This is a genomic window from Paenibacillus sp. G2S3, from assembly GCF_030123105.1.
In the GTDB taxonomy this organism is placed as follows: Bacteria; Bacillota; Bacilli; order Paenibacillales; family Paenibacillaceae; genus Paenibacillus_AQ.
Genome location: NZ_CP126095.1, coordinates 1,418,657 through 1,441,927, shown reverse-complemented (window position 1 = coordinate 1,441,927; position 23,271 = coordinate 1,418,657). Strand labels below are relative to the sequence as shown.

Annotated in this window: 24 protein-coding genes; 13 read left to right on the top strand and 11 right to left on the bottom strand. The window is 43.9% G+C overall.

All coding sequences use genetic code 11. The features are described from left to right. Nucleotides 1-10: 10 nt before the first annotated feature. On the bottom strand, nucleotides 11-1,846 hold the full coding sequence (gene recQ / locus QNH28_RS06440) for a DNA helicase RecQ (RefSeq protein ID WP_283910655.1): 1,836 nt from the start codon (nucleotides 1,844-1,846) through the stop codon (nucleotides 11-13). Nucleotides 1,847-2,016: 170 nt separating this feature from the next. On the opposite strand from recQ, the gene QNH28_RS06435 reads away from it, so the two are divergent. The 10 genes from QNH28_RS06435 to QNH28_RS06390 all read left to right on the top strand — a co-directional run bounded on the left by QNH28_RS06435 (nucleotide 2,017) and on the right by QNH28_RS06390 (nucleotide 11,142). After that, complete coding sequence (locus tag QNH28_RS06435) at nucleotides 2,017-3,630, top strand: spore germination protein (RefSeq protein ID WP_283910654.1); 1,614 nt, start codon at nucleotides 2,017-2,019, stop codon at nucleotides 3,628-3,630. Beyond that, nucleotides 3,623-4,726 carry a GerAB/ArcD/ProY family transporter gene (locus QNH28_RS06430; RefSeq protein WP_283910653.1) on the top strand — a complete coding sequence of 368 codons (1,104 nt, stop codon included), beginning with the start codon at nucleotides 3,623-3,625 and terminating at the stop codon, nucleotides 4,724-4,726. Before QNH28_RS06435 ends, QNH28_RS06430 begins: the two co-directional genes overlap by 8 nt. Next, a complete protein-coding gene (locus tag QNH28_RS06425; RefSeq protein ID WP_283910652.1) occupies nucleotides 4,719-5,942 on the top strand; it encodes a Ger(x)C family spore germination protein in 1,224 nt (407 codons plus the stop codon). Before QNH28_RS06430 ends, QNH28_RS06425 begins: the two co-directional genes overlap by 8 nt. A gap of 24 nt (nucleotides 5,943-5,966) precedes the next feature. Further along, nucleotides 5,967-6,155, top strand: a complete 189-nt coding sequence (locus tag QNH28_RS06420) for a CLC_0170 family protein (RefSeq protein ID WP_283910651.1) — start codon at nucleotides 5,967-5,969, stop codon at nucleotides 6,153-6,155. Between the two features lie 93 nt (nucleotides 6,156-6,248). Next, entirely contained in the window at nucleotides 6,249-7,229 is a 981-nt protein-coding gene (locus tag QNH28_RS06415; protein WP_283910650.1) for an RluA family pseudouridine synthase, read from the top strand. A 103-nt stretch (nucleotides 7,230-7,332) separates the two neighbouring features. Beyond that, on the top strand, nucleotides 7,333-7,752 hold the full coding sequence (locus QNH28_RS06410) for a GNAT family N-acetyltransferase (protein ID WP_283910649.1): 420 nt from the start codon (nucleotides 7,333-7,335) through the stop codon (nucleotides 7,750-7,752). Between the two features lie 97 nt (nucleotides 7,753-7,849). Continuing rightward, a complete protein-coding gene (locus QNH28_RS06405) occupies nucleotides 7,850-8,371 on the top strand; it encodes a hypothetical protein (protein ID WP_283910648.1) in 522 nt (173 codons plus the stop codon). 47 nt (nucleotides 8,372-8,418) lie between these two features. Continuing rightward, nucleotides 8,419-8,814 carry a hypothetical protein gene (locus tag QNH28_RS06400; protein WP_042185681.1) on the top strand — a complete coding sequence of 132 codons (396 nt, stop codon included), beginning with the start codon at nucleotides 8,419-8,421 and terminating at the stop codon, nucleotides 8,812-8,814. Nucleotides 8,815-8,834: 20 nt separating this feature from the next. Beyond that, a complete protein-coding gene (locus QNH28_RS06395; RefSeq protein ID WP_042125036.1) occupies nucleotides 8,835-9,404 on the top strand; it encodes a TetR-like C-terminal domain-containing protein in 570 nt (189 codons plus the stop codon). 157 nt (nucleotides 9,405-9,561) lie between these two features. Further along, nucleotides 9,562-11,142 carry an oleate hydratase gene (locus QNH28_RS06390; protein ID WP_076284125.1) on the top strand — a complete coding sequence of 527 codons (1,581 nt, stop codon included), beginning with the start codon at nucleotides 9,562-9,564 and terminating at the stop codon, nucleotides 11,140-11,142. 141 nt (nucleotides 11,143-11,283) lie between these two features. On the opposite strand, the gene QNH28_RS06385 is transcribed toward QNH28_RS06390, so the two are convergent. Continuing rightward, entirely contained in the window at nucleotides 11,284-12,006 is a 723-nt protein-coding gene (locus tag QNH28_RS06385; RefSeq protein WP_283910647.1) for a DsbA family oxidoreductase, read from the bottom strand. Between the two features lie 272 nt (nucleotides 12,007-12,278). Between QNH28_RS06385 and QNH28_RS06380 the strand changes: the two genes are divergently transcribed. The 3 genes from QNH28_RS06380 to QNH28_RS06370 all read left to right on the top strand — a co-directional run bounded on the left by QNH28_RS06380 (nucleotide 12,279) and on the right by QNH28_RS06370 (nucleotide 15,421). After that, nucleotides 12,279-13,211: a glycosyltransferase family 2 protein gene (locus QNH28_RS06380; RefSeq protein WP_283910646.1), complete on the top strand. Its 933-nt coding sequence runs from the start codon at nucleotides 12,279-12,281 to the stop codon at nucleotides 13,209-13,211. A 180-nt stretch (nucleotides 13,212-13,391) separates the two neighbouring features. Further along, complete coding sequence (locus QNH28_RS06375) at nucleotides 13,392-14,498, top strand: FAD:protein FMN transferase (protein WP_283910645.1); 1,107 nt, start codon at nucleotides 13,392-13,394, stop codon at nucleotides 14,496-14,498. Nucleotides 14,499-14,569: 71 nt separating this feature from the next. Beyond that, nucleotides 14,570-15,421 carry an RCC1 domain-containing protein gene (locus QNH28_RS06370; RefSeq protein ID WP_283910644.1) on the top strand — a complete coding sequence of 284 codons (852 nt, stop codon included), beginning with the start codon at nucleotides 14,570-14,572 and terminating at the stop codon, nucleotides 15,419-15,421. 63 nt (nucleotides 15,422-15,484) lie between these two features. Here QNH28_RS06370 and QNH28_RS06365 read toward each other — a convergent pair whose 3' ends face one another. The 9 genes from QNH28_RS06365 to QNH28_RS06325 all read right to left on the bottom strand — a co-directional run bounded on the left by QNH28_RS06365 (nucleotide 15,485) and on the right by QNH28_RS06325 (nucleotide 23,134). Then, nucleotides 15,485-16,195, bottom strand: coding sequence for an HAD family hydrolase (locus QNH28_RS06365; protein ID WP_283910643.1), 711 nt, complete (start codon nucleotides 16,193-16,195; stop codon nucleotides 15,485-15,487). 36 nt (nucleotides 16,196-16,231) lie between these two features. Further along, nucleotides 16,232-16,693, bottom strand: a complete 462-nt coding sequence (locus tag QNH28_RS06360; protein ID WP_283910642.1) for a GNAT family N-acetyltransferase — start codon at nucleotides 16,691-16,693, stop codon at nucleotides 16,232-16,234. Between the two features lie 103 nt (nucleotides 16,694-16,796). Then, nucleotides 16,797-17,303, bottom strand: coding sequence for a metallophosphoesterase family protein (locus QNH28_RS06355; RefSeq protein ID WP_283910641.1), 507 nt, complete (start codon nucleotides 17,301-17,303; stop codon nucleotides 16,797-16,799). 183 nt (nucleotides 17,304-17,486) lie between these two features. Further along, the gene (locus tag QNH28_RS06350) at nucleotides 17,487-18,683 is read right to left on the bottom strand and encodes an anti-sigma factor (protein ID WP_283910640.1); all 1,197 of its coding nucleotides are present in this window, start codon (nucleotides 18,681-18,683) and stop codon (nucleotides 17,487-17,489) included. Beyond that, entirely contained in the window at nucleotides 18,676-19,179 is a 504-nt protein-coding gene (locus tag QNH28_RS06345; protein WP_283910639.1) for a sigma-70 family RNA polymerase sigma factor, read from the bottom strand. The genes QNH28_RS06350 and QNH28_RS06345 overlap by 8 nt, the downstream gene beginning before the upstream one ends. 195 nt (nucleotides 19,180-19,374) lie before the next feature. Next, a complete protein-coding gene (locus QNH28_RS06340; RefSeq protein WP_283910638.1) occupies nucleotides 19,375-20,367 on the bottom strand; it encodes a siderophore ABC transporter substrate-binding protein in 993 nt (330 codons plus the stop codon). A gap of 123 nt (nucleotides 20,368-20,490) precedes the next feature. Beyond that, nucleotides 20,491-21,246: an iron ABC transporter ATP-binding protein gene (locus QNH28_RS06335; RefSeq protein WP_042185659.1), complete on the bottom strand. Its 756-nt coding sequence runs from the start codon at nucleotides 21,244-21,246 to the stop codon at nucleotides 20,491-20,493. Continuing rightward, entirely contained in the window at nucleotides 21,240-22,184 is a 945-nt protein-coding gene (locus tag QNH28_RS06330; RefSeq protein WP_042125012.1) for an iron chelate uptake ABC transporter family permease subunit, read from the bottom strand. Before QNH28_RS06330 ends, QNH28_RS06335 begins: the two co-directional genes overlap by 7 nt. Before the next feature lie 2 nt (nucleotides 22,185-22,186). Continuing rightward, on the bottom strand, nucleotides 22,187-23,134 hold the full coding sequence (locus tag QNH28_RS06325) for an ABC transporter permease (RefSeq protein ID WP_042125010.1): 948 nt from the start codon (nucleotides 23,132-23,134) through the stop codon (nucleotides 22,187-22,189). Between the last annotated feature and the right edge of the window lie 137 nt (nucleotides 23,135-23,271).

Here is a 23,271-nt window from a genome sequence, read left to right as displayed (position 1 = left end):
ACGACCTTTTCTACATTTCATTTTGAAAAAACTCTAGGAAGGCCTTACCGTACTTCCGGTATTTCACTTCCCCAACACCCTTCACTCTCAGCATTTCCGCTTCGGTCTGCGGACAAACCACACTCATCTCACGCAGCGTCGCATCATTAAAAATAATATAAGATGGCACATGCTCTCGGCCCGCCAGCTCTCGCCGAATCAGACGAAGCTGCTCGAAGACGGTCTCATTAACCGCCGAAGGTGACAGGTCATGCCCACGACTACGAACTCGCGTACCGGATGCAGCGCCTGCTCGTGATGGCCGCGCCACTCGCTGCATGACCTCACGCTGTCCTCGTAGCACCTCAGCAGCCAAAGGCTGGAGCCGCACTACTGGGTATTGTCCTTCAGACAAAGCAAGATATCCTTCAGAGATAAGCACATTGATGCTCTCCGAGATCTCCTTCTCCGTCCGGCTCGACATCGCACCGTGGGTCGGCAGCTTATCAAAACCATACTGAATCACCTTCTGATTGCGAGAACCTTTAAGCACAGAAGCCACCAGCGCTACTCCATAACGTTCCCGCATACGGTGGATGCAGGAGAATATCTTCTGCGCATCTACGGTCATATCTACAAGCTCTCGCTCATCAGTGCACGAGCTGCAAATCCCGCATGGCTTGTCCCCATGTGCCTCACCAAAATAGTCCAGCTGGGCACTCCGCAAACAACGGGTAGTATAACAATAATCAATCATTTGCTGAAGCTTACGATATTCGTTAGCTTTGCGATCCGTATCCTGCGGATTCTGCTCGATCAGGAACTTCTGTGTCATAATATCCTGCGCACTAAAGAGCAGGATACACTCACTAGGTTCACCGTCACGACCAGCACGACCAGCCTCCTGAACATAAGCTTCCATATTTTTTGGCATATTATAATGAATTACGTACCGGACATTGGATTTATCAATCCCCATCCCAAAAGCATTCGTGGCCACCATGACCCGGATATCGTCATATAGGAAGCCTTCCTGGCTATCGGCCCGCTCCTGATCATTCATACCTGCGTGATAGCGGCCTGCCGCTATTCCTGAAGCCTGAAGCCTTTGATATAGATCATCCACTTCTTTGCGTGTAGCCGCATAAACAATACCCGGCTGATGAGAATGCGTTGCGGTGTAATCCATGACGAACTCCCGCTTATTCTCTCCACGTAGCACAGACATCGCTAGATTATCTCTTCCGAGTCCAGTCATGAAAATACCTGGCTCCCGCAAACGTAGCAGCCGAACCATATCCTCCATAACCTCTGGCGTTGCCGTCGCTGTAAATGCAGCCAAGATTGGCCGTTCTGGCAGCTCGTTCACAAAAGGCGATACCGACAAATAGCTTGTACGGAAATCATGTCCCCACTGCGATACACAGTGCGCCTCATCCACAGCCACACAGGAAATCGCTAGCTCAGCCATCTCCAGACGGAACCAATCGAGCTCTAGTCTTTCGGGCGCGACATATAGCAGCTTCAAATCGCCCCTGCGGGCAGCCCGAATCCGCTCATTTACTTCTTTTCCGCTTAATGTGCTATTAATAAAAGCTGCCGGAATACCTGCCGTGGTTAACGCATCCACCTGGTCTTTCATCAGCGAGATCAATGGTGAGATCACCAATGTCAGCCCCGGCAGCAACAGTGCAGGAACCTGATAACAGATCGACTTCCCGCCTCCCGTAGGAAGAATCCCCAGCGTGTCGCGACCTTCCAGCAAGTTCTGAACAATCTTTTTCTGACCATCCCGAAAATCTGGATAACCGTAATATTTTTGCAGCTCAGCCTGCGCCTGTTCCATAGTAGGTGCTTGCATCATCATATCTCTCATAACCCCTTAAGCGTTTCTATCTTTAGTTTAGCGGTCAATGGTGTATTGAGCAACACTCCTTAACTATCACCACCCTGTTCTTCTTTTGAAATATTTACATAAAAGATCTTCTTTTAAGCCAAGCTTTAATAAGCGTGATTTCATAGAAAGGTGGAGCGACCGTGCAAAATTGGAAACAAAAATATACCTCTTTTAAACAAAAGCCTGCACGCAAAGCGTCCTCTGCCCAGGACAATCGTCCGGTAAAGCCACTGGATTCCAGCCTGAAGAGCAATATAAGCTTCATTCGACAAGTCTTTGGAGAAGACAGCGACCTTATAGTCCGTAACTTCAAGGTGTACGGTAGACATGATGCGGCTATTATCTTTTTTTCTTCCGTGGTGGACCAGAATCAAATTCAGAACTATGTTTTAAAGCCATTAATGAATGTTTCCTCCGACCTCTCAGAAATTCCGAAAGATCTAAAGGATTTACCTGATTACATCTGGAGTACGACGGTACAAGTAACACAAGGTAACCGTACTAAGGACCTAAATGCTCTAGCCTCCATCTTATTGGAGGGAAATGTAGTTCTAATCATAGATGAAATGGATCAGGCACTTTACTTCAATCTGCGTAAAATTGAACATCGTAGCATTGAGCAACCTCAAACTGAACAAGTCATACGCGGTTCGCGTGATGGGTTTATAGAGAATTTAGAATCCAATATCTCTTTGCTTCGCTATCGGCTACAAACGCCGGATTTTCGTGTAGTAACCGCTCCTCTTGGCGTACGGACGCGCTCAAAAGTAGCTGTTTGTTATATCGAAGGAATAGCCGATCCAGGGCTAGTTCAAAAGGTGATGAAGAGATTATCAGCAATAAATGTAGACGGCATCCTTGATGCGGGGTATATCGAGCAATTCATAGAGGATCATCCCCTTTCCCCGTTTCCACAGGTTCAGCCAACCGAACGTCCGGATAAATCTATAGCCTCTTTATTAGAAGGACGAGTCATCATCCTTGTAGACGGCTCACCTTTCTGCCTCATCGTCCCGGCACTTTTCAATCAATTCTTTCAGACGATGGATGACTATACGGAACGTTTTGTTGTAGGAAGCCTCCTAAGAATGATCCGCCTGATCGCATTATTATTTTCCCTTTTCTTTCCAGCCTTATATGTATCCATTATCTCTTTCAATCCTGAGCTACTGCCGACAGAGTTCGCCGTAGCAATAACTGGTGCAAGAGCTGGCGTACCCTTTCCAGCCGTATTGGAAGTTCTGATTATGGAAGTCTTCATGGAGGTGCTACGCGAAGCAACCATTCGCTTACCGCAAATGATTGGCGGGGCTCTTTCTATTGTAGGTGTGCTTGTCATTGGTCAGGCAGCCGTAGCAGCAGGTCTGGCGAGTCCCACTACCGTAGTTGTTGTTGCTATAACGACCATAGGGTCTTTTGCCACACCCGCTTACAATGCCGCTATCTCTTCAAGAATGCTTAGATTTCCATTGATCATATTGGCAGGCTGCTTTGGCCTGTACGGAGTCATGCTTGGCACTATTGTTATTGTTAACCACTTATTATTCCTGGAATCCTTTGGCGTTCCCTACATGACACCCTTTGTGCCTACGATATGGAAGGACCTTAAGGATAGTATCGTTCGGGTACCTTTATGGTGGATGCGAAGTCGCCCAAGCTTTCTCAATACACCTGATCCTGATCTTCTTGCGAAGGATATCCCCAAAATGCATACCGATCTGATTTTTAAGGAGAAAAGTGAAGCTGATGAATAGTAACCGCCCCATAACAACGATCCAAGTCATGGCTGTAATCATCAGTACGATTATAGGAATAGGAATCTTAAGTATTCCTCGTTATATGGCTGTAGCCGGAGACAGTGGTGCACCGCTCGTAACTGCTTCTGGGGTACCTGTTGCTTTTTTGGGTTTATGGTTTACAGCGGCTATCTGCCGAAAATTCCCGAACGAAACGTTGTTCATATTCAGCCGCCGCCTTCTCGGAACTTGGCTCGCGGATATTTTCTCCATGCTTATTTCTTTGTTTTTTGCTTTCTCTGCCGGAATCACCATGCGCCAATTCGGAGAAGTATGTGTTGCGGTTGTCTTTAAAAAGACACCCATCGAAGCAGTAATTCTCTTAATGCTCCTACTGGTTGCCTTATCAATCCGTAGAAATATTGTAAAATTCACTTATGTACATGTTTTTTATTTACCCTTTATTCTATTATCCGCTATCGCAATTATATTGGTAGCTATGAGAAATGTTGATGTTCTGAACTTGCTACCCCTCACCGGAAATCACACCACCTTTTCAAGCTTTTCCAAAGGAACGATTACGTCCGCTGGCCTTTATCAAGGCACATTTGTCATCATCCTGCTGGTTCCTCTAATGAAAAAACCTCAACAGATCCTTAAAGCAGGCACTATTGCGCTTGGTATCATTGGATTCATTTATGTAATGATCGTTTGGGTCACTCTAGGCATGTTTGGAGCTCAAGAAACCAAATTACTTTCCTATCCAACCCTAGAAGCAGCTCGCTCCATATCCATCGGCGCAGGACTATTAGAACGGTTTGATGCTCTTTTTATAATCATTTGGGTGATTTCTATATTCACTACCATCTTTACGAACTACTACCTAGCCACATACTCTCTGCAACAAGTGCTGCGGCACAAGGATCACCGCCTACTATCCAGTTTCTTACTTCCACTTATCTTCACTTTTTCACTTTTGCCGAGAAACATATTTCAGGTCTATTCATTTGCTAGCATTACAGCAATAATCGGTTTGATTTTTTTGACCTTCTATCCTCTTTTATTATGGATAGTCTCTCTAATCCGAAATAAAGGAGCCATTTCTCATGAATAAAAAAATTTATAAGCGTATAGTTCTTATTTTTATTCTCTCACTCCTGTCTGGATTGCTCGCAGGTTGCTGGGACCAGCTCGAAATTGAAGATCGTGCATTGGTGCTAGGGTTATCCATTGATTCCGTCCCTCCAGACAGCAAAACAAATGATGACCAAACCACTCATCTTAAAAGCGCAAATATTAACCTTCCCCAAATTCGTGTAACCGCCCAAATTGCGGTTCCGGGAAGAGTTCCACTCGGACCAGGCAGTGGAAGTGAAGGCGGAGGCGGGAATCAAAATCCAGTATGGGTCGTAGAAGTATATGGATACACATTAGATGACGCCATGAACAATTTACAGCAGCAAATTTCCGATCCACGTTATCTGATTCATTTACGAGTGATTATTATTAGTGAGGATATTGCAAGAAAAAGCATGGATGACTTAAATGATTATTTGCGTCGCAATCCAGAAGTTCGTCGCCGGACCTGGCTGCTAGTATCCGAAGGGGAAGCTGCCAGATTCATGAATATTAATCCTCCGCTGCAGCGAGTGCCGACCCTTTACATCCTCTCCACCATGGAAAAAGCAGTGACATCAGGGAAATTTCCTGCTGATTATATAGGTGTATTCTGGTCAGCAGAATCCAAATGGGGCGAAAGTGGTTATCTGCCTTACGTCTCCTTACATCAGGAAGACAATATCATGATTAAAGGCCTAGCTTACTTTAGTGGTGGAGTGATGGTCGGTTCGACGATTCCTATTGAGATTGGCGCATATATGTCCATGAAGGGCATTAATCCCGGGGGATACTCCGATCTTTTTTATGCTGATGAATTCGGTCCGGTGATGCTCAAAGTCAACGACCGGTTCACGAGGGTGAAAGTTCAATTCAAAGAGGGCAAACCTCATATCACCTATAGCCTTTCTTTAGAAGCGGCTCTGGACGAGCATTTACGCAATGATATCAGTATTGCTTCCAGCCGTTCTTTAGAAAAAATTGAAGATATCTTTCAAAAGAGAGTGATCGGTATTTTCAACCACCTTATCAAAGAAACTCAACAAGCGCATTCCGATGTCTTTGGCATGGGTGAATATATTCGTGCATATGCTCCCTCCTACTGGAAAGCCCATGTTCGTGACAAACATGACTGGGAGCAGCAGTATTCCAAGCTCAGTATAGAAGTTAAGTTGAAAACTCACATCGACAGAGTAGGTCTTAAACAAAATTAAATGACGTTTATAGGAGGTTCTACTATGATCTTTCGTCAGCTAACCTACGTAACCATTGCGCTACTGATCTCTGGAGTGCTATTGGTTACTGTAGATAGTAAAATATATGCAGTCAATGCTATGCACCGGGAAAAAAAATACGCTAATGTGATCGGTTGGATATATTTCAGCTTATTCCTGCTGATAGGACTAGCTCAGCTATTCTATCTATGAATCGAATTCGTTTCTTACTACCCTTCACATAGTATTTCTTAACCGCCCATGGTATATTGAGGAGTACAATATTAAAGGACGGAGAATGCAGTCATGAACACAAGAAGAAATCCCAAAGAAACAGCCAAAAGAGGTACTCGTTCCCACAGCAAGCCAACTGGCAAGCTTAATCATAAAGCTAAAGCACCCGCAGCGCCCAAGTCTTTTACAGTAAATGAACCTTCTGAGCTGTTACCCTTCTTACTCATCCATATCACAGGCCGTGGACGAAATGCTATTAAATCTATCCTCTCGCGTGGACAAGTAGCAGTGAATGGCAAAGTAGTCACACAGCATAATCTTCAATTGCATCCGGGTCAAACTGTGACGATTGATCAAGAGAAGCCTGTACAAGTAGCTGAAATGATCGGACTCACCATCGTCCATGAGGATGATGATCTAATCATTATTCAGAAGGATGCTGGACTGCTGTCGATTGCCACTGCGGAAGAAAATGAATTGACCGCTTACCGCCAGCTTATGGAGCATGTCCGCATCAGCAATCCTAAGAACCGAATTTTTGTCGTGCACCGCTTGGACCGCGATACATCTGGGGTAATGATGTTTGCCAAAAGCGAACGGATCCAGCAAGCACTGCAAACTACGTGGAAGGATACCGTGAAAGAACGTTCTTACGTAGCGCTAGTCGAAGGCGCCGTTAAAAGACCTGAAGGTACAGTGAGCTCTTGGCTAAAAGAAACCTCTACCCTAAAAATGTACTCCAGTCCTCACGAAGGCGATGGTCTACATGCGATCACACATTATAAGCTCATTCAGGCGAACCGCCACTTCTCGTTGCTTGAGGTAAAGCTTGAAACTGGACGCAAAAATCAGATTCGTGTTCATATGGCAGATATCGGCCATCCGATTGCAGGAGATAAGAAGTATGGTGCAGAGACCAAAACGGTAGGTCGTCTCGGCCTGCATGCTCGTGTACTTTCTTTTATTCATCCTACTTCAGGAGAGTTAATGACCTTCGAAAGTCCAATTCCGAAGACATTCCTGAAATATACCGCACCAGCACCTACAAACTAACAAGATCACAGTGAATACCCATTCATCCTAAGGAGGCTGATTACAGTGGAGCTTACTACACTACAATCGCTACAATAACTTAACAAAGAATGGGTGATTAGCAATGACAACAGCACATCATTACGAATGTATCGAACGTTTACCCACGACTGAAGAGCATGCCTCCTTATGGGAAGCTGTAGGTTGGGGGAACGTGAATACGGAAATGACCGCAGCCTCTCTGGCTCATTCGGTGTATGGGATGGTCGTTGTACAGGAAGAAAAGGTTATCGGTATGGGGCGGATCGTCGGCGATGGTCATATGTATTTCTATATTCAGGACGTAGCCGTGCTTCCCGAATTTCAGGGCCAAGGCATTGGTAATGTCATTATTGAGCAGCTAATACACTATATTCAATCTCATTGTTTTTCTAGCGCGTTCGTCGGACTCTTCGCATCACATGGGAATGATACCTTTTACGAACGATATGGCTTTCAGAATCACGCCCCCGGTATGACGGGCATGTTCAAGGTCATGGAGTAACAAGCGAAAGATGCCCGGTCCATATGGTCCCTGGGCATCTTTTTCACTTCTATTTAGATCATGTTACAATACTAATAAACAAAAGAAGGTGCCATTATTGTTCCATCCTACTGTCTTCGATAATATTAAAATTGCTTTTGAGAACCAAATCTACGATTACGATAATTTGGACGGAATTCTAGTAGTTACGGATCGTTCCGACCTTCTGAATATGGCATTGATGTCCAGAGAATTTAGCCTTTCCTTCCAATTGACGGCTGGCAGGGACGTAACCGCCGAAGTCTTTCTTACTTCATCTGTGAAAGATCTTAGCGATGAAATATTGGAAGTGCCTAACACGGATCCCGGTTGCAATCTTTCGTTACGTTTTTATATGGAGATCGAAGATATCCCTGCTGAATGTCAGGCGATCGAGAGTATTCTCAAAGCGATTTGGGGGCCTGAATTCCATCCCGTACAATCTTTAAGCTTCATTTATGGTCAAGAAGGCGAAACCTACAATAACTGCATTGAGCTGCGATTCAAAAGGCAAATCACGGAAGAGCAGATGGAAGACATTCCGAACCTGCTGAATCATCTTCTGCAAAGTGTAGAAGAACTGGAATCTTTCTCCGTATAATCCCTACTGCACACCGTTCGTACTTTGGAAAAAGAGGTGAGCCAGAAATGAAATTCCTGCCTGCTACCAAAAGTAACCGTTGGTTTATCTGGATGGCTGTTTATGGTGTTTTCCTATGGCTGCTTTTCATTCTGCACAGATTCGTTATGATGGCTCATACATTGGATGTCACACTATTGCTGCGCTTCGCACTCTTTTCCATTATCGTATCTGGTATCGTTAACGTCTTAGCGTGGTTCGGAGCTCGTCTACTCTGGTTAATCACTACAACAGGAATAATCATCGGTTCAGTAATTATGCTAAGCTACACCTATAGAGAGATGTCAGGTTGGGAGGATCTCGCGGGACTCCTAGCTTTTTTCTTTTTCACATGTGGTGGGTTTGCCCTCGGTTTATTGGCGGAAGGAATTCGTCTGCTGGTTAAACAGTGGCCAAAAGCTTGAATGGAGGAGATGATCGATCGTTGTCCAATTCTTTTCTCACCAAAAATGCACTGTCCCATTCCTTAAAAGAACTAATGGAACATACATCGCTCAATAAAATTACAGTCAAACAGCTCGTGGACCATTGCGGACTAAATCGACAAACCTTCTATTATCATTTTCAAGATATATTTGATTTACTCGGTTGGATCTATAAGACTGAGGCTGTAGAAAGCATCGCCCAGTATCGTAGCTATAGTACTTGGACGGACGGTTTTTATAGAATCTTCTGCTACATCGAACGGAATAAAACTTTTTGCTGCAACACCTTGAACTCACTGGGCAGAAATCATCTGGATGCGTATCTATACGAAGTGACGAATGATCTCATTATGGGTGTCATAAACGAACTGTCCGCCGGGATGGAGGTTAGCCACGAAGATAAACATTTCATTGCTAACTTCTATACACTGGCCTTCACAGGCCTCGTCATTCAGTGGATGAGAGATGGGATGAAGGAGCATCCGGATCACATTATCGAGAAGCTAAGTGTACTCATTGAGGGAAATTTTCTAAAAGCTTTGCACAAATATGAGAACAAGCCGTTGTAACCTTTGGGTTCAGCGGTTTTTTTTGTCTAAAAACTAGACACATGGACCGTAATGACTAAAAACCATACACTCTAAAAGGATTGATTATACCTTCGAAATTGAAGTTGATTTACATTAAGAGTGTGATTATTTCAACAACAACTTGGAGGCGACCATTGTGAAAAAAGAGTACGGTAATAAACAGGTTTATTTTGTCGGTGGCGGAATTGCATCCTTAGCGGGCGCGGCTTACCTGGTCAGAGACTGTGACTTTCCGGGACAGAACATTCACATTATTGAAGAGATGAAGATTCTCGGTGGCAGCAACGACGGCGCAGGTGACGCTGAGCACGGTTATGTCATTCGCGGTGGCCGGATGCTCAACGATGAGACCTATGAGAATACATGGGATTTACTCATGTCGATTCCCTCCCTCGACCATCCAGAGAAATCCGTTAGAGAAGAGATTATAGAATTCGATACCGCCAATCCAACACATGCTAACGCTAGACTCGTAAACCGCAACGGTGAGGTGGAAGATGTATTATCCATGGGCTTTGATATGGCTGACCGGCTTGCGATGGGTAAATTGATTATTACACCGGAAGAAAAAATGGGAAAAGCCCGGATTAACGACTGGTTTGGTCCACACTTTTTCACTACGAACTTCTGGTATATGTGGGCTACTACTTTCGCCTTCCAACCTTGGCATAGCGCTGTAGAGCTTAAACGATATATGATTCGCTTCGTTCATGAGTTCCCAAGAATTCAAACTCTGGAAGGCGTAACCCGCACTCCATATAACCAGTATGATTCCATCATCTTACCTATGCATAAATATCTCGAAGGCTTCGGCGTAGACTTTACACTGAAATGTACAGTAACTGACCTGCAGTTCAAAGATGGAGATGGCATTACCGTAACCCAAATGAACGTCCTACGCCAAGGTGTCCCAGACGTTATTAACATAAGCGAAGACGATATCGTAATCGTCACGAACGGCTCCATGACCGAAGGCTCCAGCCTTGGATCCATGACCTCTGCTCCACGTCTCAATGGAAAGGGTAGCTCTTGGAAGTTATGGGAGAACATCGCTGCCAAAAAACCAGGTCTCGGCAATCCATCCTCCTTCGATGATCATATCGATGGTTCGAAATGGGAGTCCTTTACCGTGACCTTCCAAGATTCCAAATTCTTCGATCTTATGGAGAAATTCACTCGCAATCGTGCAGGTACTGGCGCATTGGTTACCTTTAAAGATTCGAGCTGGTTAATGTCCGTTGTCTTAGCCTTCCAACCGCATTTCCGCAATCAACCAGAGCATGTAAAAGTATTCTGGGGCTACGGTCTGTACCCTGACAACGTAGGAGACTTCGTGAAGAAGAAAATGAGCGAATGTACCGGGGAAGAAATTATGGAAGAATTAATCGGTCATCTTCATTTCGAAGAACATAAGGACGAGATCATGGCAACTGCTAATTGTATTCCATGTATGATGCCTTATATCACTTCACAATTCATGCCTAGATTAAATAGTGACCGACCAAAAGTAGTTCCTGAAGGCTCTACTAACCTTGCCTTCGTTGGACAATATTGCGAAATTCCAGATGATGTTGTATTCACGGAAGAATACTCGATCAGAGCGGCAAGAACTGCAGTATACACATTGCTCGGAATTAACCGGCCTATCGAGCCAATCAATCAGCATCAGTACGATGTCCGCACCTTGTTCACAAGCTTTATCACTTCTTTTAGATAAACACTTCTTAAAAAGACGAGCGTTTCCGGATAGATTCGGGGGCGCTTGTCTTTTTAGTGTGTAGAACAGAGCTGAGTTTCGGAACTAAAAAAAGAAGAAATGGAAACTTCTCCATCTCTTCTTCTCAACACTATACAAATTTTATATATTGCAAGATCCATCTGCGCAGCCATCATCCGTAGATACGTCAGATTTCCCTTTGCCAACCACTTGCAGTGTTGGTCCCGCTTGCTCTTCCGCCCACACAGTATCCAATACCTCTGTAAATACAGGTCCTGGCTGTGCACCTGATAAAGCATATTTATTGTTGAACACAAAGAATGGCACACCGGTAATATTAAGACGACTTCCTTCCTCGATATCACCATTCACTTCAGCTGTATAAGCATCTGTCTCCAGCATTGCCGCAACTTCTGCCTGATCCAGCCCTACCTCAGCAGCAAGTGTAGCAAGTACACTGCGATCTCCAAGATTCAATGAATCCGTAAAGTAGGCACGTAGCAGACGTTCGGACATTTCTGCACCTTTTCCTTTTGAGCTTGCAAAGTGACTCAGGCGGTGGCTGTCGAAAGTATTCGTATGCTTCACTGTATCAAAATTGAATTCCAATCCCACATCTTGCGCTTGCTCAGCTAACTGAGCGTTCATTGCTTTTGCTTTTTCGATAGACATGCCGTATTTGGTAGCCAACAGCTCATGAATATTCTTATCTGTACTCACCTCTGCGTGTGGATCTAGTTGAAAGCTACGGAATACCACCTCTACTTGATCACGGTTCGGAAATTGACTCAGCGCATTCTCCAAACGTCTTTTACCAATATAACAAAATGGACACGCATAATCGGACCAAATATCTATTCTCATGAAAAAACCTCCTAATATTATTGTTCATTAGTTACTGCTGAATAAGATTGATAACTAAATATTCGTCGCTTACTATTATATAGTTAAAAACCGAAAAATACAAACTTAACTTTTATTTTCAAATAATCTCTTTAGACCTGAACCCCAACTAAAAGTATACGAAAGTGGTATATACGCTCTTCTTCAGGAACGATAGAATCAAGGTAACCATTTCGCCGGAAGACTACATTCAGATTAGCGGACGAAAGAAGTCCTGAAGGGAGATTCAAGATATGTATGATCTATCTATAGTGGTTCCTACCCGTAACCGAATCGACGACCTTACGGTGTGCATAGAGTCCATTGGCAAGCAGACACAGCTTGAGGACATCTCCATCGAGCTATGGATTGTGGACGACGGTGAGATCCCTGAGGACAGATTAACCTATTATCGTGAAATACTAACTGGGTTACCGCAGGCTAAACTTCATTATCATCGCAAAACTAAGCCTGGTCTCTGGCTTTCCCGTTACGAAGCGCTAGGACTGATCCATGCAGAAATTATGCTTAACTTAGATGACGATGCAGAGTTAGATGACTCCTTATATATTCGACGACTGCTAGATACTTATGCAGCCGATAATTCCATAGTTGGTGTAGGTGGTGTAGCCAAAGGCATACATAGTAGCATGCCAAGCAGGCTATTCGGTATGCTAACCGGACAAATGTCCGGATCACCAGGCAGATTGTCGGCAAGTATGTTTGCAGGCTCGCAATTCCTTTGGGGAGAGAAGAAGCATGTATTTGAAACTGATTTTTTTCACGGCTGCAATATGTCCTTTCGGCGCTCGGCACTACGTGATATTAAACCCTATCCATGGATGACAAGCTATTCCATAGCCGAAGATATTTATTTGTCTCATTTGGCCAGCCGCTATGGCAAGCTTGTGATTAATCCCGCCATGAAAATCATCCATCATGAGTCGCCAGGCTCTCGCGATAAGGCAGGCGTTGTAGCACATGCTACCGCCATCAACCACTACTATCTGCTCAACTTGCGTAAAGCTCCTTTTATGAATTATGCTGCCTTGATCTGGACACTGACTTGTCTGACGGCTAAAGCAACTCTAAAACGGAATTTCAAAGCTGTTAGCGGATATGCCAAGGGTATCCTCTTCGTATTAAATCCTCGCAAGAATAAATATAGTGAATATATGCTCGATTAAGTAGCATCGTTTACTTCTAAATCTGTAGCACCGTTCCGAATCAGGATGCGGGGCTTTTTTCTATGTCGCCCGATTATATCCCTAAATGTGTCATGAAATTAATTTCCATCAACTTGTTATCTGGGGTATGATATAAATAATGTGTTTTGTTTTAGAAACTAACTTTATGGATGGTGGAATATGTTCAAGAACAAAAAAACGACGCTGATCCTCGTTGTAATCGTCATCGCCCTCATAGCTGTCGGCGCTTGGCTAATTACTAAGGATAAGGACGATAAAACAGCGGGAACTACGGGTAGCGCAACAACATCCGGAAAAGGAGAGGAAAAGTCTCTCTCACAAACCTTTTATATTTATGACACTGTTGTGAATATCAAAGTGTTCGGTGCTACAGTAGAACAGAAAAATATGGATGATATCCAGCAGATGCTGGAGCGAATGGATATGGAGCTTAGCCGCACCAAAGAAGGTGGAGAGACTTACGCAGTCAATCAGGCAGCAGGAAAAGAAGCGGTTGTTGTTTCTGACGAGACCCTGGATGTAATTAAACAATCCATACAATACGCAAAGGAAATGGACGGGCTATTTGATCCTACAATCGGTCCGTTAATCGATCTTTGGAATATCGGTAGCGGTGGAGATAAGGTCCCTCCCCAAGCTGAAATTGATAAAGCGAAGAGCCTAACCAATTACAAGGACGTTGAAATTGATGAAGCTGCGAAAACTGTAAAGCTGATGAAGGAAAATATGGTGCTAGATCTGGGCGGCATTGGTAAAGGTTATGCTGCTGACCGTATCGCTGATTATTTGAAAGAGCAAGGTCTAAATAGCGCTATGATTAACCTCGGAGGCAGCAGTATTATTGCTCTCGGTAAGAAGCCAAACGGAAAGGAATGGAATATCGGATTGCAGGATCCAGATCAAAGCCGTGGCACACAGCTAGGAACCATTAAAATCTCAGATGAGGTCATCGATGCTTCTGGTGTTTACGAACGGTATTTTATGCAGGACAATATTCGTTACCATCATATCCTTGATCCACGCACAGGATATCCCTCACAGAACGGTCTCAAAAGCCTTACCATTATGAGCCCGAATGCAACAGATGCGGATGCCTTATCCACTGGGGTATTCCTGATGGGAATCGAGGAGGGCATGAAATATCTTGAATCTTTACCTGATGATGTTGAAGCTTTCTTTATTACCGACGACAACAAAATCTATGCCACTAAAGGTATAAAAGAAAGAATGAACCTGACAGATCCAACGTACAGTTTCGCAGAGTAAACGAAAAAAGCTTGTCCCATTGAGCCGAAGCTGGCTTTCTAGGGAGCAAGCTTTTTTAAGGAGCGAGATTTATGAACCTTGTGAAACCCTTACCTTCCATAGCAGCGGGTTATCGTCATACCGTCCTGCTTAAACCGGACGGCACGGTCACGGCTGTGGGTGATAATAAATATGGCCAATGTGATGTAAGCGACTGGTGCGATATGATAGCGGTTGCTGCGGGTAATGCTCATACAGGTAATACTCATACCATCGGGCTTAAATCGGATGGTACGGTGGCAGCTGTGGGTTGGAATAAGTATGACCAATGCGATGTAAGCGGCTGGGCTGATATTGTGGGGGTTGCCGCGGGTTGGCGTCGTACCGTCGGGCTTAAATCGGATGGCACGGTGGTTGCTGTGGGTCGAAATAATGAAGGCCAATGCAATGTAAGTGACTGGCGTGATATAGTAGCAGTTGCGGCGGGTGATTGGCATACCGTCGGGCTTAAAACGGACAGCACGGTGACAATTGTGGGTAATAATCGGTATGGCCAACGCAATGTAAATGATTGGCATGACATAGTGGCTATAGCGGCGGGTTACCTTCATACCGTCGGTCTTAAATCGGACGGTACGGTAGTTGCTGCGGGTCGAAATCATGAAGACCAGTGTAATGTAACCGGCTGGCACGGTATTGTGGCTATAGCGGCAGGTAGCCATCATACCATCGGTCTTAAATCAGACGGCACAGTGGTTGCTGTGGGTTGGAATAAGCACGGCGAATGCAATATAAGTGACTGGCGCGATATAGTGGCGATTGCGGCGGGCTGTACTCATACCGCCCTGCTTAAATCGGACGGCACGGTGGTTGCTGCGGGTAATAACGAACATGGCCAATGCGATGTAAGCGGGTGGCGCGGCATTCAGCTATCCGGAAATTAGTTATCAAAATAATATAAGCCATGCGCAGATTTCTCTCGCATGGCTTATATTTTGTACCTCCTCTCACACAAGAGGAAGCTCACCAAATTCCTTATAATTAGTAAAAATATAACTAGGCTCATGATCCGTAGCCGGTTGTCTGCCTCTAGGATTGTACCAACAAACCTTCCATCCAGCCGCGAGCGCTCCAACTACATCGTTAGCCCAAGTATCCCCTATATAAAGCGAGTTGTCCGGCGAAGTACCTGTCTTTTGGTTTACGTGTACGAATATTTCCGGGTCCGGTTTAGCAAGACCTACAGCATCAGAAATAAAGATCATGTCCTCGGGAATAATCTGATCTAAGCCTAGCCCACGAATCTTACTCATCTGATGTTCCTTCGGTCCATTCGTAATAATACCTACCTTATGACCGTTCGCAATAAATCGTTCAAGATGCTCACGCACGCCATCAATCATCTGAATCGTATATTGACGTCCAATATATGCCGCTTGAATCGCTGTGGCTTGATCACGATCAATCTGCAATCCATACTCAGCAAAAGCTAGCTCCAGACGGCGCACCCTCGTCTCTTCAAGCGGGATCTCGCCACGCAAATACATCGGCCACAACAAATCGCTATGATGTCTCACTTTATAGAATAACTCCGCAAAATCCAGACTACTCTCATCTGGGGTGAGCACTTCCCGTACAGCTTCTTTAAATGGAACCAGATGATCATACAACGTATCATCAAGATCAAAAAAGATTGCCAACTTATGACTTGTTTCCACTTTAACGCCCCTTACTCGACTTTCTCTCTAGCTGCTTTAGAAAAAAAGGTTATAGGTATAAAATTCATCATCCCGAATGTAGCCTTGCGATTCATATAACCGCTGCGCCCCCACATTCTCCGTCATCGTTGTTAGGGATAAGCCCTTCGTATTCGTAGAGAGGGCGTGATCTCTAGCACTTTCCAGCAGTTTGGAACCTAGGCCATGCCCTCGCAATCCCTCAGTAACAAACAAATCATTCAGTATCCAGAGGCGCTCCATCGTTACTGATGAAAAAGAAGGATAGAGCTGTGTGAAGCCCCACGCGCGTTTCGCATCGCCTTCCCCCTCAACCACCATAAGGATTACAGATTCATCCAGCTTTAGTCTATCGGCTAAGAAAGCCCGTGCCCCGTCCCGATCAGAGGCTGCTCCGTAAAATACTCGATATTCATCAAATAATGGGATGAGCCGTTCTAAATCATCCAAAACCACTCGTTCAATACGATAATTGTTCATTATCAGCGCTCACTTTCCGGCTTCGCCCGTTTTAACCTCATTGTAAATGGTTACCGAGCCGTTCACCATGGAGAGAACGCCGAATGATTTGGACAATTGAGCCTTATTCCTTTGAATCGTAGAACACATGCCGGGCACTAACCTTACCCGCTTCGATATCCAATATTCCGAAAGAATACAATTTCTCACGCCGCTTATCTGTAGGAGAACCAGGATTAAATAGCAGGATACCATTCTCCTCTCTTAGCAAGGGCTGATGTGAATGACCAAAGAGAATACAATCCACCTCATCATTCGCAAAAGCAAGCAGTGCGTTCCCATCCGTTCCTTTACGGGAATGTGGCGTATGTCCATGTACCATGCCAATCCGGATTCCTTCAAGGGTAATGATCTTGCGCTCTCCGAAACGCGCGATGATCTCATCACCATCATTATTTCCGGCAATCCCCTCTACCGGTGCTAGTTCTGACAGCAAATCATAGATTCCCATACTCACCCAATCACCGAGATGCAAGATTAAATCCACATTTTTAAACTCTGCAATCAGTGCCTTTGGCAGAGACTTAGCCATTCTTGACATATGTGTATCAGATACGACTCCTACTTTCATAAATCTCAGCTCCTAATCTATCATACTCAACTTTGGTTATCATACTTATTCATAAATCTAATATTCAAATAATTGTACGATTTGCTTAAGCGAGAAGCAAGTTCTGTGACTCTATCACTACCTAGCTAGACCAAAAGCCGGGTACACCCTACCATACAGGGTATATCCGGCTTCTATTAAATCTTAGTTCTCTCGATCCTGCCAATTCCACAGCCTTACTTCCCCAACATGCATTCTGCTGACCCATGTTTCTTCCTTCAGCTTGAGCAGTTCTTTAACCGGACCGGTTACAACAGCTCCATACAGCTTAACTCCATTCTTCTCTATATAACTAATGGAATCATCCAGATCAATGAATGGAATCACCCTTTTGGAGATGGATTTATACTCTTGCATCAAGTGCAGCGTCTTGAGGAAGTTTGCATTACGCAGTTCACCATCACCATATGAGTTAACAGATGGAGAACTACTCGAACGGCTAGTCACCCCTCCAAACCATCCTCGCTTCTCCCTCGATTCCTGTGTCACTTTCATATCATCTGCATGCCAAATTGGCATATATGGAAAACCTAACGGATCATTAACTACTGGCTGTCGTGTCCGTGGACCTGTATCTGCCGCAAACCACAAAGGCTGAAGATTCTTAGGCTCAAACTTCTTCAACAGCTCATCTGTCGTAAATAATTGGTCAAAAGACAAGTACGCTTCCGCTACCGTCCCCTCAGGGAGCTTCTCTAATCTCTCCCACTCACTGCTATCATCCATACTATTAGCCGCATCATTCTTCTCCTGTGGATATACAAAGTAATAACCAACACCTCTACTCTCATTTGTCCAGGAATAGTTGTAGAGCCTAGCCCAGCCAAATAGAAGCTTCATTGAATAATCTCCGACAGTGATTTGTTCATCTCCCACTTGTTTCTCTATCTTACTTGTCAGATTCATACTAAAAAATGGACCGGTACCACTGCTCAAATGTACAATCGTATTCGGCTGTGAGACAGCAATAGCGGAAGAAACAACATCACGGTATTTCTCTACTCTCTCCCCAGTACCATAAAATATCGCACTGATAATACTGCAAATAATCATGAAAATTAAGAACGCAGAGATTACCGTAAAAGTATTCGATATCCGAGCTCTCCATTTACCGCGGCGAATGATCTTTTTTTCCTTGCCAGATCTGTTTTTACTTTTACCCTTTCCGAATTTTATGCTCTTATCCTCACTTGAAGCCGGCTTTTCTTCCCCCATGAGTTCATCCAGATAAGCCTGATAAGCTTCCATCTTCTCTAACTCGCGCTCCACTTCATCCCTATCCTCGTCAGCAAGGGTACCTTCGCCGTACCTTCTTAACTTCTCCTTGAACTCCTCACTCATGTTCATTCCTCCTCCGCTCTGCTTCACGCAGCCTCTGTCTAGCTCGAAAGATTAAGATCTTATATTGGGACAGACCCACATTCATAATGTCCGATGCTTCCAGATAACTAAGACCATGAAAATCATGTAGCAGCAGTGCATGCCTCTGATTGTCCGGTAGCTCACCTATCGCAATCCTCATCTCTTCCCAACGTTCCTGCCGAAGCAGCGTGCTTTCTGTGGTATCTGGATGGGCGAGCTGTTTAAAAAACTCCTCACTCTGAACAGTACTGCGTCCTTCCTTCCGCTTGTAATCTATAAAGGCGTTATACGCGACACGGAACAACCATGGTTTAATCTTCTCGTCTTTACAATCCTCCAAATATAAATAAGCACGATAAAAGGTCTCCTGCATTAAATCTTCGGCCGCGTGATGATCACCACAAAGGGAGCGCAGATAGCGGTAAATATCCATCACATACATCTGATATATTTCATCCAGTGAATTTCGCTTCATGCACTCCCCCCTTAACCTAACCACGTATACTCGCATAAAAAGTTACAGCTAAATTTAGCAACTAGTATGAATATACCAGTAATTCTATGAAAAAAAGCAAAAAAGCCTGCTGACAAGGAGGTTTACTCCTGCCAACAGGCTTGTTAATAATTATCTGAATATTCATTCATCATTCAATTCCCCAGGTTACTCTGCTTACAGAACAACTTCAACTTCCTTGAGCATTTCGCTAACAGAGATTAAACCGCCACCGGACAAGTACCAGTAGTTAGGATCTAGGTAAATGATTTTACCATTTTTAAAAGCATTCGTGTTCTTCACGAGATCGTTCTCAACCGCATCCTTCGCTGAGCCAGATTTGCTGCCATCACTCTTCACAGCCGCATCTCTATCTACTACGAACAGATAATCCGGATTCTTGTCGGCTACATATTCGTAAGATACGCTTTGACCATGAGTGGATACTTCGATTTTATCATCCGCTTGTGCAAATCCGAATACATCATGGATAATACCAAAACGTGAACCTGAACCATAAGCACTGATTTTTCCTTCATTGGCAAGAATAATAAGAGATTTTTTACCATCGGCTTTAGCTTTTTCATTCAGAGCTTTAACGGAGTCATTAATAGCAGTAAGTTCAGTCTCTACTTCAGCTTCCTTGCCAAAAATTTGGCCCAGCGTCTTCACATTCTTCGTGAAGGATTCCATGTAATTCGCATTATCTACAGCAACGTACAATGTAGGTGCAATTTTGCTGAATTCATCATAAGAATCTTGCTGTCTACCGGAAATGATGATCAGATCAGGAGAAAGACTATTTATTTTTTCGAAGTCAGGCTCTTTCAAACCACCGACATTCTCATATTTGGCATCGCTATATTTAGAGAGATAAGAGGGTACATTGCTTTGAGGCACTCCAGTCACCTCTACGCCCAGTTTATCCAAAGTATCGAGTGTACCGAAGTCAAATACAACGACTTTCTGCGGGTTAGTCTTAATCGTAATTTCTCCAAGTTCATGCTTAATAGTAAGCTCTTTGGATTCTGTATTCGGTGCAGTAGTAGCCTCTGTATTGCCTGCCGCTGCTGTATTATTATCTGAAGTTGCTGCATTATTGGAGCCACAGGCCGCCAAGATTACGGCAAGAAACACTGTCATAATTAGTAAAGATACGTTCTTCTTCAAAATATTCACCCCTATAATTTATAGTCAAGCTATTTGAATTATTCGCGTATACGTCAAGAAGCTGGCGCCTATCACTTCTAGCGTTACGTCATAATAATTTCCGAAATATAAGCGGAGTCTTGTTTAAAAATAGACACCAATTTTACGACCACCTATTGTTTCTATAGGGATATCCATGTCATATACATCCCTAAGCACTGCTGTATCAATAATTTCATCCACCGTACCCGATGAAGCTACCCGCCCATTCTTGAGCGCTACAATGTAGTCAGAGTAACAAGAAGCGAAATTAATATCATGAATGACGAGCACAATCGTCTTGCCCTTCTCTTCTACCAATCGGCGTAACACCTTCATAATTTGTACAGAATGCTTCATATCCAGGTTGTTGAGTGGTTCATCGAGTAAAATATACTCGGTATCCTGAGCCATAACCATCGCAATATATGCTCTCTGACGTTGTCCACCGCTAAGCTGATCAATATATTTATCCTGCATCTCTTGAAGGTCCATGTAAGCAATCGCTTCGTCAACGAACGCTCGATCCTCAGGTGTGAGCTTTCCCTGTGAATAAGGGAATCTTCCGAAAGAAACAAGTTCCTTTACGGTAAGGCGTACGCTGATATGATTGGACTGCTTTAGTACCGATATTTTACGAGCAAGCTCATTACTCTTACAGCTGCCAATTTCCTTCCCTTCAATCAGTACTTCCCCTGCGTCTTTAGAGATAAGTCTACTGATCATGGAGAGCAACGTGCTTTTACCAGCTCCGTTAGGGCCGATAAACGAGGTGATTGCACCCTTTTTAATGGTTAAAGACACATCATCAACAACGGTTACTCCGCCATAACGCTTGCTTACATGCTTAACTTCTACCACGACTTATTCTCCTTTAACAGCAGATAGACAAAGTAGACGCCACCTGCAAAATTAATGATTACACTAACCGTAGTAGTGAATCCAAACACACGTTCAACTAGAAACTGTCCCCCGACAAGCGCTATAATACTTAGCAAAATCGTGCCGGGAATCAGATAGGAATGCTTATACGTACGGAACAACTGATGCCCCACATTGGCTACTAATAAACCCAAGAAAGTGATCGGCCCTACTAAAGCCGTTGATATCGAAACGTAGATAGATACAATAACTAGCAGCCTTTTGACTACATAGTCATAATTGATCCCTAAGTTAATGGCTTCATCTTTTCCTAAAGAAATAACATCTAAATACTTCACAAATCGCATGAAATACAGCGTAGTTAGCGCTAGAACAACTGTAGACAATATCAGTAGATCACTGCTGACGTTGTTGAAGCTGGCGAACATTTTTCCTTGCAGAATCAGGAATTCATTCGGATCAATGAGCACTTCCATAAAAGAAGATGCACTTTGGAACATCGTCCCCATAATAAGTCCTACGAGCAGCAGGAAGTAAATGTTTTGACCCTCTCTGCGGAACATTAGCTTATACAGCACACCTGAGAACAGAACCATGATACAGGCTGAGAACAAGAAATTTACATTTTTATTCATAAACGTCATATTGGATGAGCCTAGGGCGTATACACCGAACGTCTGGATCAACATGTACAAAGAGTCTAGTCCCAGAATACTAGGTGTCAAAATACGATTGTTCGTAATGCTCTGAAAAACTACGGTAGAGACAGCTATCACGGCTCCGGTAATTAAAATGGCCGCCAGCTTTCTCCCCCGACTGGGTAAAACATAATCCCAATTCCCCATAACATGATAGGTCATAAACAAGACGATGAGAGCAACAGCGCTTAAGGATAATATAGTTAGTTTCGTCTTCATCACTAATTCGCCTTTCTTCTCATCAGCAAGTAGATAAATAGACCACTTCCGATGACGCCTACCGTGAGACTGATGGATATTTCGTATGGATATATAATGAGCCTGCCCAGAATATCACAGAACAGGAGGAACACCGCACCGAGAATGGCAGTATGCGCCAGATTTTTTTTCAAGTTATCACCTATGTATAGCGTTACTATGTTAGGTACAACAAGACCCAGGAAAGGAATCGTACCTACGGTTAAAATAACAACAGAAGAGATTAACGCTACAATCACCAATCCTACGTTCACAACCGCCTTGTAGTTCATACCGAGATTGACGGAGAAATCCTCCCCCATACCGGCAACGGTGAACTTATTGGCGAAAACATACGCGAGAATGACAAGTGGAATACTGATATAGATTAATTCATATTGACCCTTAATAATCGTTGAGAAATCGCCAAGCATCCAAGACGAGATATTCTGAACCAAATCATTTTTGTAAGCAAAAAATGTAGTAATCGAGCCTACAATGTTCCCGAACATGAGTCCAACCAGGGGGATAAAAATACTATCCTTGAACTTGATCCGATCTAAGATTCTCATAAATATAAATGTTCCCAGTAGGGCAAAAACAAAAGCAACGAGCAGCTTCTGCATCGGTGTCGCCCCTGTAAACAGCATCAGGGACACGAGAATACCGAATTTCGCGGAATCCATCGTACCCGCCGTTGTGGGAGAAACGAATTTATTTCGCGATAACTGCTGCATGATTAATCCGGCAATACTCATACTTACACCAGCTATAATCAGTGCAGCTAAGCGTGGAATCCGGCTGACTAGCAGGGTCTGCATCTGAGATTCCGTAAGCGAAAAAAGATCCAAAGGTGAAATGTCTTTTACGCCTATAAACAAAGATATAAATGAGAATACTATTAGAAGTAGGGACAAATATTTTAGTTTCATGAGTTGTTCCTTATCTGTTTAATAGTTAAATAGTTTGGGAAATAGATGACATCATCGGTATTGATAATGATTTTCATTTGCACTATGTTCGATTATACCTAAGCCCACTTTGAGGGTCAACCCTTTCGTATAGTAAA

Bases quoted from the DNA above. Each gene is read 5' to 3' on its own strand.
- recQ (WP_283910655.1), bottom strand. From the start codon at position 1,846: ATGATGATGCAAGCACCTACTATGGAACAGGCGCAGGCTGAGCTGCAA.
- QNH28_RS06430 (WP_283910653.1), top strand. From the start codon at position 3,623: ATGAATAGTAACCGCCCCATAACAACGATCCAAGTCATGGCTGTAATC.
- QNH28_RS06425 (WP_283910652.1), top strand. From the start codon at position 4,719: ATGAATAAAAAAATTTATAAGCGTATAGTTCTTATTTTTATTCTCTCA.
- QNH28_RS06420 (WP_283910651.1), top strand. From the start codon at position 5,967: ATGATCTTTCGTCAGCTAACCTACGTAACCATTGCGCTACTGATCTCT.
- QNH28_RS06415 (WP_283910650.1), top strand. From the start codon at position 6,249: ATGAACACAAGAAGAAATCCCAAAGAAACAGCCAAAAGAGGTACTCGT.
- QNH28_RS06410 (WP_283910649.1), top strand. From the start codon at position 7,333: ATGACAACAGCACATCATTACGAATGTATCGAACGTTTACCCACGACT.
- QNH28_RS06400 (WP_042185681.1), top strand. From the start codon at position 8,419: ATGAAATTCCTGCCTGCTACCAAAAGTAACCGTTGGTTTATCTGGATG.
- QNH28_RS06385 (WP_283910647.1), bottom strand. From the start codon at position 12,006: ATGAGAATAGATATTTGGTCCGATTATGCGTGTCCATTTTGTTATATT.
- QNH28_RS06380 (WP_283910646.1), top strand. From the start codon at position 12,279: ATGTATGATCTATCTATAGTGGTTCCTACCCGTAACCGAATCGACGAC.
- QNH28_RS06375 (WP_283910645.1), top strand. From the start codon at position 13,392: ATGTTCAAGAACAAAAAAACGACGCTGATCCTCGTTGTAATCGTCATC.
- QNH28_RS06370 (WP_283910644.1), top strand. From the start codon at position 14,570: ATGAACCTTGTGAAACCCTTACCTTCCATAGCAGCGGGTTATCGTCAT.
- QNH28_RS06360 (WP_283910642.1), bottom strand. From the start codon at position 16,693: ATGAACAATTATCGTATTGAACGAGTGGTTTTGGATGATTTAGAACGG.
- QNH28_RS06355 (WP_283910641.1), bottom strand. From the start codon at position 17,303: ATGAAAGTAGGAGTCGTATCTGATACACATATGTCAAGAATGGCTAAG.
- QNH28_RS06350 (WP_283910640.1), bottom strand. From the start codon at position 18,683: ATGAGTGAGGAGTTCAAGGAGAAGTTAAGAAGGTACGGCGAAGGTACC.
- QNH28_RS06345 (WP_283910639.1), bottom strand. From the start codon at position 19,179: ATGAAGCGAAATTCACTGGATGAAATATATCAGATGTATGTGATGGAT.
- QNH28_RS06330 (WP_042125012.1), bottom strand. From the start codon at position 22,184: ATGAAGACGAAACTAACTATATTATCCTTAAGCGCTGTTGCTCTCATC.
- QNH28_RS06325 (WP_042125010.1), bottom strand. From the start codon at position 23,134: ATGAAACTAAAATATTTGTCCCTACTTCTAATAGTATTCTCATTTATA.